Raw genomic sequence first — 13,104 nt, 5'->3', positions numbered from 1 at the left:
ATTAGATGATTATTTTAAATTATAATTAAGTAGATATATATGTTCATAAAGAGAGGCTAAATAAGTAGTTCACTTATTTAGCCTTAATTTTTATTAACTAATAATTTTAGAATTTTTAAATGATAACAAAGCTAAAATGAGTTAAACTTCGAAAAGTTGTTAAGAAAATAATGACCTATCGCTTAATAAACCTATATCTGATATATTTTTGAAGTATCCAAGCAGTTTTTCTATGGTTAGGCTTTTCTTGTCCTCACCAGATATATCGATTACTACCTTACCTCTGTGAAGCATTATTAATCTATTCCCTAAAGAGATAGCCTGATTAAGATCATGAGTAACCATTAAAGTAGTTATAGTATTATCTTTAATTATACTATTAGTTATATTGAGTACCTTCTCTGACATTGAAGGGTCTAAAGCAGCAGTATGTTCATCCAAAAGAAGTAATGCAGGCTTTGATAAAGTAGCCATTACTAAAGAAAGAGCCTGCCTTTGACCTCCAGATAACATTCCAACTTTAACATCTAATTTCTCCTCTAATCCAAGTGAATGATTGGATAATATATTTTTAAATAATTCCCTATCTTTTTTTGTTACACCAAAAGATAGATTAAATCTTTTATTTTTACTGTTAGCCATTGTTAAATTTTCCAATACCGTCATAGATGGAGCGATACCACTAGAAGGATTTTGGAATACACGGCCTATAAATTTGGTTCTTTTATATTCAGGAAGGCTTTCTATACTTTTATTATTCAATAAAATGCTGCCTTCATCTAAATTGGTATTTCCGGAAATTATATTTAATAAAGTAGATTTACCAGCACCATTACTTCCTATTAAAGTAATAAAATCACCATCATTTATAGTTATTGAAAGATTATCAAATAATATATTTTCATTTACAGTATTTTTATTAAAAGACTTTTTAATATTACTAATTTGAAGCAAGGGAAACACCTCCTTTATTTTTTGCGTTTGCAGTTTTAAATACTAGCTTGCCGCCTTTGCTGTATATAGCTAGTATAACTATTACAATAAGAGAGGTTATTAATTTGAGATCTGTTGGAGGCAATCCTAGATTAAGGACTATAGCAATTACACCTTTATATAATATGGCACCTAAAGTAGCTAAGGTTGTGGCTTTAAGAAACTTAAAAGTCTTAAAGATAGATTCACCTAATATTATTGCAGCAAGTCCCATAACTATAGTGCCTGTACCCATAGTTATATCAGAGAAGCCTTGGTATTGAGCCATTATTGCTCCTGACAAAGCTACTAATCCATTTGATATCATAAGGCCAAGAAGCTTTGTTACTGATAAATTAAAACCAAGTGAAGTTACTAACTGATGATTATCTCCTGTTGCTCTTAGGAGAAAGCCTAACTTAGTTTTTATAAATAAGTCAAACAATATTTTAGTTGTTAAGACTATCAATAATATAGTTACTACGTTGGGTAGGTTGTGATTAAATATTGTATTTTTATTAAACAAAGGTATATTTGGTCTTCCCATTACTCTTAAGTTTATTGAGTATATACCAAGCATAACTAGTATTCCTGAAAGTATGTTGGATATATTGAATTTTATATGAAGTAAAGCTGTCAATGACCCGCCTAACATTCCAGCTAAAAATGCGAGAAGCGTTGCAAGATACGGATTCATTCCATTGGATATAAAAACGGCTGCAACAGATGCACCTAAAACAAAGGTGCCATCCACAGACATATCAGGAAAATCTAATATTCTATAAGTTATATAAACTCCTTGAGCCATTATTGCGAATATAAGACCTTGTTCTAGGATGCTTAACCACATAGTTAATTACCTCCTACGGTCTTAATATTACCCTTAAGTTTATCAGGTATTGTTATTCCTAAAGCTTTTGCTGTAGCTTCGTTTACCACTATATCCAAATTATCTAGTGTTTTAATAGGCATATTTTTAGGAGATTGTCCGTTTAATACCTTAACAGCCATAAGGCCAGTTTCATGACCAAGCTTGTAGTAGTCTATGCCTTTTGTAGCTAAGGCACCAGAATCAACATGAGCTTTTTCAGCACCAATAACAGGAATTTTATGATCTATAGCTTTCTTAGATATTATAGGCATAGAAGAAGCTATTAAGTTATCAGTAGGCGTGTACAGAACATCAACCTTTGATAGCAATCCATCAAGTGCTGATGGAACGTCATTAGTACTTGTTACCCCTACAGGTTTTATAGTAAATCCAAATTTTGAAGCTACAGATTTTGCTTCATCAAGCTGGTTTTGCGAGTTTGTTTCACTTGTGTTGTATATGAAGCCTATGTTTTTTGCATTTGGTATTAAGTCTTTTATTAGCTGAAATTGGTTATCTATAGGAACGTAATCGCTTGTTCCTGTTACGTTTGTATCTGGATTATCTTTAGATTTTACTAATTCTGCTTTTTGTGGATCAGTAACTGCAGTTATTACAATTGGAATATCTTTAGTGGCATTAAATGCTGCTTGCGCACTTGGGGTTGAAATTGCAAATATTAAATCCTTCTTCTCAGATACGAATTTTTGAGCAATACTTTGAGTTGTGGGTAGATCACCCTGGGCATTTTGAAAATCTATATTTATATTATCTTTATCCTTTAGACCATTTTCTTCAAGAGCAGCTATAAAGCCTTTTCTCGCAGAATCCAAAGCTGGATGTTCAACTATTTGAGTTATTCCTATATTTTTCACCTTGTTAGAACTTTTTGAAGTTGAGCTACACCCAACTAAAAGAAATACTGATACTCCTAAGGAAAGAAATGAAATGATTTTTTTTCTCTGTGCTACCATACTACCATCCTCCAATTTTTAAAATAAATATTAAATAAAGAGTTTCTATAGCGTAAATAATAGAGACTCTATATAGCTAATGAATATTAATTCTAGACTTTATATACTTTAGGTTAAGTTAGTGTATAACTAAAAAACTCTCACTAAGAAAATACTTAGGAGAGTTTGTGATATCACAAATAAAACCTATAAAGGCCTAAAAATTCATTATCTCCTACAAATTCTACAAATACTACAGTTTTAAACGTAAATTTAAGTCATAACAATACTACTACGAAGTTTTTCTATAAAAAACTTAAAAAAATTACAAAAGATTAATTAATTTTACTATTAATCTTTACCTACAAAATTTCTACAAATGACTTAAACAGATTTTATAATAGCTAATAAAGGTTGTCAATATGGGTATTAGTGCTATTGCAATTAACATTGTTAATACGAATGCAAGTAATATTTTTCAAAGAGTTAGCGCATCGTTCGCTTTGTTAACAATTTAATAATAAAAAACGCTGTGTATAGGGAATGTATCAAATTTATATAATTTTAAACAGTGAAAAATTATTTATCTTAATAAGAAGGTATACCTATAAAATAATTTATTATAAGCAACCTTAAAGCGCTAGATTATGATCTATTTATGTACGATTATTCTGGTATAGATCTATGACCTAATCCAATAACTACCTCATTCAAATGAAGAAGCCCTATACTCATGAATATACATACGCTTATATGCTCACCATATCGTGCAATCCCTATTTTTCCGCCTACATTAAGACCATTAGCCTTTGCGGAAACTTGCATCAATGCTTCCCGCGTTGCACCTGCAACTGCACCATCATGAACATGACAATCTCTTATGAGACCATTTCTTTTGGAAGCTACTAAAGCTCTCTCTATGATTTTAGGTATTGATGACAGGAGATTTCCGCCAACATCTACAGCAACAGCTTTAATACCTTTATGATTAAAATCGTTTATAAGATTTGTTTCGCTTTCTCTACTTGATATAGCCATCTGTATAGATGCTTTAGCTATATAATTGCTATCCCAATTCATAATATCAACTCCATGAATTAAATTTAGTATATAGATGAAAAAAATTTGCATTTTCATCTCATAATAGATTATCACATTATAGAAGAGTAAGTTCAACAAATTAATAATACATATTCTTTTATTTATTCTTTAAAATTCATCAACTACAGTAATTTTGCTTATAGAAATTTCATATCAATATCTAGAGAAGGTATATTTAAAGATAAAACACTTCAATCCTAAAATATAAGTTTAATTATGAAGTGGTTCATCTATATGGAGGAAAGAGCAGTGCCAAATGAATATATTATAAGAGTTTTAAAATATGGTGTAATTGCATTTGTTATTTTAATAATAACTATCATCGTTATTAGTTATAATTATGACGTTAAAGGTTTTACATCAATGTCTTTAGGACAAGACTGGTACATGGTATTTCAATTTAGGAAAAAGAATGATAGTTTTATCATAGATTTTGGCTATTTATCAGTTATTATACCTATAATAATTGCTATAGTTTCAGACTTTGTTTTAAGATTAGCCACAAGAAGAAAGGAAAGGCTTAGAACGTCTAAGGTAAGCTGAATAGTAACTTTATGAAAATATGAACATATTATATACTAAAATATGAGAAATTATTGACCATAGGTCATAAACTGCGGATTATTTATATGATATATATGCATCGAAAACAGGAAATAAATGTTAAAAAATGTTAATAAATTTCTTATGTAATTACAGTGATTTTATTATATAATTAACTTATATAAAAAAGCAGATTTTAATTAAAGTAAGCTAGGTATTTATTTATAAATGGTATTATAGATGTACCACTTCGATCCGAAATCTATTTTTAAAACTTTGCTGGGTTCTGAGCAGAGAATTTAAAAATATAAACTTTATTGCGAAGTGGTACATCCATAGACTTTTACATGGGGTAGAAATGAAGAATTTATAGAATATGAGAGTTTGAGATGGGGAGTGTTTGGACGATGACAAAACTAAAGGAATTGGAAGAACAATTAGTTAACTTGAAACTACAAAAGAGAAATTTGATACTTGCGGGAAAAAAGACAGATGAAGTAGATGAACTTATAAAGGCAGTAGACAGAGACATAAAAAAAGAAAAAGAAATTTCTAAATAGTAAAAATAATTTATGGAAGAGCATTCATTTTGGATGCTCTTTTATTATGTTGATCTCGTGTATTTAGGTTCATAATTTCATGATTAAATCATATATCATATTATGAAGTTTATGTGGTTTGGAGGAAACTATGTTATATAAGTTTTTAGAAGGAGAACTTTACGGATTCATAAATGAACAAGGTGATGTTGTGATTGAGCCTCAGTTTCTAGGTCTTTTGCCAGCGTCTGAAGGTTTTATTCCATTTTATAGAGAGGATGGCTATGGATTTATAAGCTATGATGGTAAAATGTCAGAAACTTTCAATGAGTTTAGAGCATTCGAGTTTTTTGGTGGAATGTCCATTATTGAAAGAGATGGACAATATGGCTTCATTAATAAAAATTTAGACGTGATTGTTGATCCACAATATGATGGTGTTATGAATTTTTCAGATGGATTGGCTTTGGTGGAATTGGATGGTAAGAAGGGCTATATTAATTCAAGTGGAAAGGTACAAATCCCTATTCGATATGAAGAAGCTAGTAGTTTTAGTGAGGGGCTTGCGGTTGTAGGAGATAATGAAAAGATGGGGTATATAGACACTAAAGGTAATATAGTAATAAGTACAAAATTTCATCGCTGTAGTCTTTTTAATGAAGGCTTAGCAGTTTTTGAAGATGGGGATAAATATGGCTATATAGATAAGAGAGGAAGTGTTGTAATTCCTGCTCAATTTGATATGGCGGAGAGTTTTGTTGAAGGACTTGCTATAGTGATGAAAAATGGTAAGTTAGCTGTAATAAACAAGCAGGGTGGATATGTTACAGGGTTCTTATTTGACTATTCATTAGAATTTAGTGAAGGAAGATGTGCTGTAGGAATTGATAGAGGAGGCAAAGAGGTCTGGGGATATATAAATTCTTCAGGTAAACCTGCTTCTGACTTCAAATTTGAAAATACATCTTACTATAGTGAGGGGTTAGCTTCAGTACAAGAGAATAATAAGTTTGGATATATAGATTTAAAGGGAAATTATAAGGTTAAGCCGGCATTACAAATGGCTTTTGATTTTGAATATGGACTTGGCGAGTTTTTAATGGATGACAGAAATGGTTATATAAATAAGGACGGAAAAGTAATTTTCTACTCAAAAAACAAAGTAAACCTAGAAAAGTATACTATGGATAAGAGAGTGCTTTCTATAATTTAATGTATCAGGTAATTAAAAGAACAGCTATACTATGGGAGATAAAACTCGTCATAATACAGCTGTTTTTATTGATTTTAGTATAGAGTTATTGGATTTATAAAACTATATTTGAATCAAACCAGGGATATCAACATTAGGATCTATATCAATATCATAATCTAACCCTTCATGACCGAAGCCAAAAAGTTTAAAGAATTCATTTCTGAAGCCTTCTATATCGGTTAATTCTCTAATGTTTTCAGAGTTTATTTTATCCCATTGAATTATTACTTCTTTTTGTATATCTTCTCTTAATTCTAAATCATCTAATCTAATCATTTCACTTTCATCAAGTTTATCATCAGAATATAATTTTGAATCCATAAGTCTATAGATTTGTTCAATGCAAGATTCATCGATATTTTTTTCTTTCATTATTTTAAATAATAAAGCTATATAAAGAGGAACAACAGGAATTGCTGAGCTTGACTGAGTTACTAAAGCTTTGTTTGAAGATATATAAGCTTTTCCAGCAATAGGTGAAAGATATTGGTTTAACCCTTCAGATGTTTTCTCTAAGTGCTTTTTAGCTTCACCTATTGTACCATTTCTATATATAGGATAAGTAAGTTCTGAACCTACGTATGTGTATGCTACTGTTGATGCACCATCAGATAAAACTCCAGCTTCTGATAAAGATTTAATCCAAAGCTCCCAATCTTCTCCGCCCATAACTTTTCTTGTGCTTTCAACTTCATCTTCTGAAGCAGGAGATATTGTTACTTCTTGTATTATATCAGTGTGGAAGTTTACTGCTTTGTTTGTATAGGCTTCACCTATTGGTTTTAATGTTGATTGATAAGTTTGGCCTGTAATTGGATCAATCCTTCTTGGTGAAGCAATACTATAAATAACTAAGTCGATTTTTCCTAAGTCATTTTTTATTAATTCGATAGCTTTTTCTTTGACATCATTAGAAAAAGCATCACCGTTTATAGTCTTAGAATAAAGGCCATCTTGTTTTGCTAATCTTTCGAATTCAGCAGTATTATACCATCCTGCACTAGCGGTTCTTGTTTTAGCGGCAGGTCTTTCAAAGACAACGCCTATAGTATTTGCTTTTGCACCAAAAGCCATTGCTATTCTTGAAGCTAATCCGTAACCAGTTGAAGCTCCAAGAATAAGAACATTTTTAGGTCCTGTTATATTTTTTTGTTTTTTTATATATTCAACTTGTTCACGTACATTTATAGCGCAACCTTCTGGATGAGCTGTTAAACATATATAATCTCTAAATTTAGGTTTAATTATCATACTTAACTCCTCACGCGATATTTTATCAATAGAATATGTATTCTTAGTTTATCATAAAATAATTTGATATTCAAAGTAATTTGTTCAACAAAATCTTACTTGCACAAGGGATACGTCTGATTAATTTAATGAAAAATAGTGATAAAATGGAGTTATATTTTCAAACGGTAATTTATAAATTGTAATTATAGATTTTAAATTTAAATCAAATTATTTCTATAATATAGGATTTATCTATATAGATTGTTAATAAATGGACGAAAATATATATTAGAAAGTATATAATGTTTATAATATATAAATTAATATTAGGGCTAATATTATTAATATAATAATCTTAAGAATACATCAAGAGTAGTATTTATAACAAATATAATTTAATTGTAGGAGAATAGGATGATAAAAAATTGTATGGAAGATATAGTTGAGGATTTACTTCCTGTGGTCTTAGTTAATTATGAAGGGGTATGTACTTGTAGTAGGTGTATAGATGATGTTAAGGCAATTGCTCTGAACAATTTAAAGCCGCTTTATGCTGCTTCTGAGAACGGAAGGCTATACAATAAGATGAATGAAATGAAGACTCAGTTTAGAATAGATGTGATAAATGAATTAACTAAGGCTATGGAAAAAGTCCGTGATAATCCGTTTCACTAAAAATATATAAATATAATGAATTTAGCACAAATCCTATCATGTATGCTGTGATAGGATTTTTTTATTGCATTACGAGGTATGTAGTTTTCAAACTACTGTGATTTAGTTTTCTAAATTTTTACATAGGTAAGAGAATGTAAAACCACCATATAAAAATAATTGATATTAATAACTGTGAAATTTATAATTACTTTATGATTACATACTATAAAAAAAATTATTGCGCATATTAACTTAGGATGTGCAAATTTAAAAGTTTATTAAATTAAGTTAAATATAAGAATGTACTAAGAAAATTAAATATATATTTGATATTATAATAATAGTAAGAAGTTGTTATGAATTTGTTAAGAAATAATTCAGATTTACTTAAGAGAATTTTAATTAAATACCTTTATACTAAGTACTGTAGTTGTTAAAGGCGCTTTTTAGAAGTAGTACTTAAATATAGAGGTTAATTTGTAGATAAGATTTAACTTTAATATTTTCAACATTAAGTGTGAATATTAAAAGGAGTGATATATATGAACGGAAAGATATTAATTATTACAGCATCTACAGGACAAGGTCATAATTCAGTGGCTGATTCTTTAAAAAATGAACTTCAAGACAAGGGGTATGAGGTTAAATGTATAGAGCCTATAAGAGAAAGTGCAAAGATGCTGGATAAAGTGGTATCTGGAGGATATGAGATATTAGCAACTAAAACTCCAACTTTATTTGGTATGTTGTACAAAGCTAGTAATCATAGAGTTACTAGTGTAGGATTAAACAAGATAATGGGAAGCTCCATAAAGGAAAGCACTTATGAAATAATAAAAGAATATAAACCAAGTTTAATAATATCAACTCATCCTTTGCTTGTAAGTGTAATTTCTTCTTTAAAAGATGCTGGGAAAATAGATATTCCATTTATTTCGGTAGTAACAGATTACAAGGCACATAGTTCTTATGTAAATTCACGGGTAGATGGATATATAGTTGGAAGTAATTATACTAAGAGTAGTCTTTTAGAAAAAGGCGTTGATGAGAATAGGGTTCATACATATGGAATTCCTATAAAAAGAACATTTTTAAACTCAAGCAATTCATTAAAGCAAGATGATATGTTCACTATACTTTTAATGGGAGGAAGTATGGGAGTAAAGTCTATGAAAAAAGCTTTGATGAGAATAATGGAGGTAGATGTACCAATAAGAGTTATAGTAGTTTGTGGTAACAATGTAATGCTTAAACAGGAGCTTGAAGGCATATATGAAAGTGTTCCTCTTGATAAGCAGCTCATTATACTTGGATATACTCAAAAGATTTCAGAACTTATGGATGTTTCTGATGTTATAATAACTAAAGCTGGTGGTCTTACTATTACAGAAGCTTTAAATAAAAAGCTACCTATAATAGTGCCTTATTATATTCCAGGACAAGAAGAAGAGAATGTAACATTTTTAGTTGGAGAAGAAGCAGCATTGTATACTGAGGTAGACAGATTAGATGAGGTTGTAAAAGAACTATTTAATAACCCTAAAAGGCTTGAAGCAATGAAAGAAAATATAGAACGAATAATTAAGGACACATCATTAGATAGCACTGTTGATTTATTGACATCTTTATTAGCAATGTAATCTTTCTTTTTTATAGTTATAAAAGTGGCTGCATCTATTTAAATTTGAATTCATTTAGATGCAGTTTTTATTTGATAATATAAAAAAATAATAGTTACAAGCAATACTAATAATTAACTTTGTACCCAAAACAATTCTATTACATTCAAGTATATTTCGAGATAATATATAGAGGTAGTAAGATTTAAGAATTATAAAATATTTGATGAAAAGTAATAAAATAAAGATGAATTGAGACGTGATTCATCTTTATAGTTAATATTTTAAGGGGTGCGTGGATGAAGATTAAATTAACTATTTCATTAGATGAGAAACTTATATTACCTATGAACTACAATCATGTACTTAAAGATGCAATAAATAAATGGTTTGATGATCCTAGTTATGGATTACTTATGGGTAAGGTAATAGGTGATGATAAAACTAATTCTAAAAAGAGATTTACATTCTCTGAAATAAAGGGACTTAGAAAAGTTAACGAGGTAGAGAATTATACTACCTTCTATAGACAGTTTGAATTTGAGCTAGAAAGTTATGATGAATGGTTCATGATGTATCTTGCTAATAATCTAGCTATGGGACACTGGTTTTTACTTGCTGGACAACCTGTTTTTGTGAGCGATGTGCAGTTATTAAGCATGGATGCAGCACTTAATTATTAATTAAAACATTTCAATTTAATATAAATAGTAATTTAATAAATTGAAGAAAGCCTATATCTTGCAGCTAAGATATAGGCTTTTAGTATAGTATTGTAAGTAATTAATTTTATTAACTTGGCGGCAGAGCCAAGCTGGAGATGTAACACTTCGTAATAAAACTTATGTTTTTAGATCGAACTGGTACATCTTTAATAAATGGTACGCGATAAGCTTTATTATAAATTGGCATCCAATCTTTTGGGGTCATAGATGCTTAAGGGCTGACAGTTATGGATGTACCACGTGGTAATAAAATTTATATTTTTAAATTCTGTCACCAAAAACCGTTAGAGTTTTAAAAATAGATTTCGGTTTGAAGTGGTATGTCGTTACTTAATTTAAAAATGGAGGTGTAAAATTTTTGCTAAGTGATCGTATATCATTGCCATTTAAGATACAATCGGCAACTAAGTCTTTCGACTTATCATACAATTCAAATATCTCCTTAGCATAATTGGCTTCAGAGTAAACCTTCCAATAACCTGATAATAAACAAGGTTCACTTCTCTTTATAAAACCTTCTACATCATGAAGTGGTATACCAAGAAAAACTCCTGCTTCATGAGGAAAGTTATTTGATTTTAGTCTTTTATACAAATAATCTAGAACAATATCAGTATTGTCTAAATCAGTGTATCCATAAGTTGCTAGTAAGGATCTAATTTTTTGGCACTTTAATATATTTGTAACGGAGGATTTATCATAAATTAAGATAGTTTCCCTATCGTTATATTGCTCTATAGGCATATAGTCTAGTTCTAAATTAGACGTAAATTGTAAGCTTATATCATGCCATAAGGGTAACAGGTTTCTAGTATTATTAAATATATTAATTATTGAACATGGTTTAACTCCTGTTATTACTGGTGATATCAAATATGAGATAAAAGATTTAATATAATCTTCATCCCGCATAGCGTCTAATTTTCTAAAAAACAATAGGTTATCCAAATTAGAACCTCCTAAATACAATTTATATTAATGATTTGCCAAATTCTATACAGCGGTCCTCCTCATTGCCTTCAGGATATCCATTAACTATAAGGCCATCTGCTAACAGAATAGCGCCGTATTCAGACATTCTATCTTGCCAATTTCTCATCCATTCTCCATCTCCCCAACCATAAGATCCGAATAGAGCTATTTTTTTACCTGCAATAACTTCTTTTATAGATTCGATAAAAGGCTCCATTTCTGTTTCTTCTATCACTTCGTTTCCCATTGATGGGGATCCTAAGATTATTACATCTGAATCTTCTATATCGTTCTTATTTGCTGAAGATACTTGCAATAGGTTGACAACGGAATGTTGTTCAGATAGTGCAGAACTTATTAATTCTGCCATTTTTTCTGTATTGCCTGTACCACTATAATAAATAATAGTTACCTTTGACATTAGTCTAACCACCTTTTCATTAAAGTATTAGTAATGAAATTCATTATCAATTAAATGATAATATTTTATCAATTAACTGTCAATACGTTGTATGAAAAATATTTATGTTTTAACAATAAATTCATATGAGATATAATTAAATATCTGAACTAATCTGTACACCTTTATAAATAAAAAAATATAATCATAAGGGTTTAAGTACTTTAGTATAGTTACTTTAAGTATTATAATATATATTAGTGAGCAATTTAACAAATGCTTAGATTAAAATAAGTCACGTATAGCACTTTTAAATGTAAACTATAGATAAACTATTTCAATCCTTAAACTCAAAATAAAGATTTCGATGGTTCTACGAATCTTTATTTTGATAAATTCTAATATGAAGTAGTTTATCTATATATTTATTATAGTTATCAAAAGTGATATAATGATAAACGTATTTTTATATAAAAGAGGGATAAAATGGATAGATTTTTTAACAAATTTGCCCCATTTATTATTTCTGCCAATGTATTAATGCTTCATATTATTGGGTATATATTAGATTTATATATTCAAAGAAAGTATGTTATATTTTTATGGATTGTAATTTCAGCCATAGATATAGTATTTGCTTTTAGGTGTGGAGTAACAATAAAAAATCTTCATGTATTTGCATATACAGATAAGCTTACAGAGTTGTACAATAGAAGGTTTTTTGTTGGTAAGATTTTAAATGAAATGAAAAAAGTAAGACATAATGAGTTAGGAATATCATTGTTAATGATAGATGTGGACAACTTTAAATTAATAAATGATACCTACGGACATAGTGCTGGTGATTTGGTTCTAAAAGAACTAGCTGATATAATAAGGCCTAATATAAGATCTAAAGATACTATAACTAGATTCGGAGGAGAAGAGTTTGCAATAATCCTACCTGAAACTAATAAGGAAAAGTCCATTATGGTAGCAGAAAAGATAAGGAACTTAGTTGGAAGTCATGTATTTACATTTAGACAGGATCAAAGATGTATTACTGTAAGTATAGGTGTAGTTTCAGTTTTCGAAGAAGTTGATACTCAATTATTAGTGGATTTAGCTGATAGAGCATTGTACAAGGCCAAAGAAATAAAAAATAAAGTTGTATATTCGGAAGTTGGAGATTTAGTTTTATAATTGTTTTATATGATAAAATATAATTTTATTAAAAGCTGTAAGCATTAAGAGCTTAGAGTATGTACAAGTAGATAATTAAACT

General features: G+C 29.3%; 14 protein-coding genes. 7 read left to right on the top strand and 7 right to left on the bottom strand.

Annotated elements, in window-relative coordinates; all coding sequences use genetic code 11:
* Window positions 1-159: 159 nt before the first annotated feature.
* The 4 genes from J3477_RS25250 to J3477_RS25235 form a co-directional block, all read right to left on the bottom strand.
* On the bottom strand, window positions 160-954 hold the full coding sequence (locus J3477_RS25250; protein WP_206873004.1) for an ABC transporter ATP-binding protein: 795 nt from the start codon (window positions 952-954) through the stop codon (window positions 160-162).
* Window positions 941-1,822 (bottom strand): ABC transporter permease, encoded by an 882-nt coding sequence (locus tag J3477_RS25245; RefSeq protein ID WP_206873003.1) that lies wholly within the window; start codon window positions 1,820-1,822, stop codon window positions 941-943. Before J3477_RS25245 ends, J3477_RS25250 begins: the two co-directional genes overlap by 14 nt.
* Before the next feature lie 2 nt (window positions 1,823-1,824).
* Complete coding sequence (locus J3477_RS25240; protein ID WP_206873002.1) at window positions 1,825-2,817, bottom strand: ABC transporter substrate-binding protein; 993 nt, start codon at window positions 2,815-2,817, stop codon at window positions 1,825-1,827.
* 645 nt (window positions 2,818-3,462) lie between these two features.
* A complete protein-coding gene (locus tag J3477_RS25235; RefSeq protein WP_206873001.1) occupies window positions 3,463-3,876 on the bottom strand; it encodes a HutP family protein in 414 nt (137 codons plus the stop codon).
* A gap of 255 nt (window positions 3,877-4,131) precedes the next feature.
* Here J3477_RS25235 and J3477_RS25230 point away from each other — a divergent pair, with 255 nt between their 5' ends.
* From J3477_RS25230 to J3477_RS25220, 3 genes are all read left to right on the top strand, one after another.
* Entirely contained in the window at window positions 4,132-4,440 is a 309-nt protein-coding gene (locus tag J3477_RS25230) for a hypothetical protein (RefSeq protein WP_206873000.1), read from the top strand.
* Window positions 4,441-4,847: 407 nt separating this feature from the next.
* Window positions 4,848-5,000, top strand: a complete 153-nt coding sequence (locus tag J3477_RS25225; RefSeq protein ID WP_183279981.1) for a hypothetical protein — start codon at window positions 4,848-4,850, stop codon at window positions 4,998-5,000.
* 130 nt (window positions 5,001-5,130) lie between these two features.
* Window positions 5,131-6,192 carry a WG repeat-containing protein gene (locus tag J3477_RS25220; protein ID WP_206872999.1) on the top strand — a complete coding sequence of 354 codons (1,062 nt, stop codon included), beginning with the start codon at window positions 5,131-5,133 and terminating at the stop codon, window positions 6,190-6,192.
* 102 nt (window positions 6,193-6,294) lie between these two features.
* On the opposite strand, the gene fabV is transcribed toward J3477_RS25220, so the two are convergent.
* Window positions 6,295-7,485: an enoyl-ACP reductase FabV gene (gene fabV, locus J3477_RS25215; RefSeq protein WP_206872998.1), complete on the bottom strand. Its 1,191-nt coding sequence runs from the start codon at window positions 7,483-7,485 to the stop codon at window positions 6,295-6,297.
* Window positions 7,486-7,881: 396 nt separating this feature from the next.
* Here fabV and J3477_RS25210 point away from each other — a divergent pair, with 396 nt between their 5' ends.
* From J3477_RS25210 to J3477_RS25200, 3 genes are all read left to right on the top strand, one after another.
* On the top strand, window positions 7,882-8,142 hold the full coding sequence (locus J3477_RS25210) for a late competence development ComFB family protein (RefSeq protein WP_206872997.1): 261 nt from the start codon (window positions 7,882-7,884) through the stop codon (window positions 8,140-8,142).
* Between the two features lie 524 nt (window positions 8,143-8,666).
* The gene (locus tag J3477_RS25205; RefSeq protein WP_206872996.1) at window positions 8,667-9,764 is read left to right on the top strand and encodes an MGDG synthase family glycosyltransferase; all 1,098 of its coding nucleotides are present in this window, start codon (window positions 8,667-8,669) and stop codon (window positions 9,762-9,764) included.
* A gap of 278 nt (window positions 9,765-10,042) precedes the next feature.
* Window positions 10,043-10,426: a hypothetical protein gene (locus J3477_RS25200; protein WP_206872995.1), complete on the top strand. Its 384-nt coding sequence runs from the start codon at window positions 10,043-10,045 to the stop codon at window positions 10,424-10,426.
* 372 nt (window positions 10,427-10,798) lie between these two features.
* On the opposite strand, the gene J3477_RS25195 is transcribed toward J3477_RS25200, so the two are convergent.
* Entirely contained in the window at window positions 10,799-11,416 is a 618-nt protein-coding gene (locus J3477_RS25195) for a DUF3793 family protein (protein ID WP_206872994.1), read from the bottom strand.
* Window positions 11,417-11,438: 22 nt separating this feature from the next.
* Complete coding sequence (locus J3477_RS25190) at window positions 11,439-11,861, bottom strand: flavodoxin (RefSeq protein ID WP_206872993.1); 423 nt, start codon at window positions 11,859-11,861, stop codon at window positions 11,439-11,441.
* Between the two features lie 465 nt (window positions 11,862-12,326).
* On the opposite strand from J3477_RS25190, the gene J3477_RS25185 reads away from it, so the two are divergent.
* Window positions 12,327-13,022 (top strand): GGDEF domain-containing protein, encoded by a 696-nt coding sequence (locus tag J3477_RS25185; RefSeq protein ID WP_206872992.1) that lies wholly within the window; start codon window positions 12,327-12,329, stop codon window positions 13,020-13,022.
* The last annotated feature ends 82 nt before the right edge of the window (window positions 13,023-13,104 follow it).

The sequence above is a fragment of the Clostridium zeae genome (assembly GCF_017312485.1).
Lineage (GTDB): Bacteria > Bacillota > Clostridia > Clostridiales > Clostridiaceae > Clostridium_AR > Clostridium_AR zeae.
Note: the sequence above shows the minus strand (reverse complement) of the source record. Positions and strands in the feature narration are given on the sequence as shown.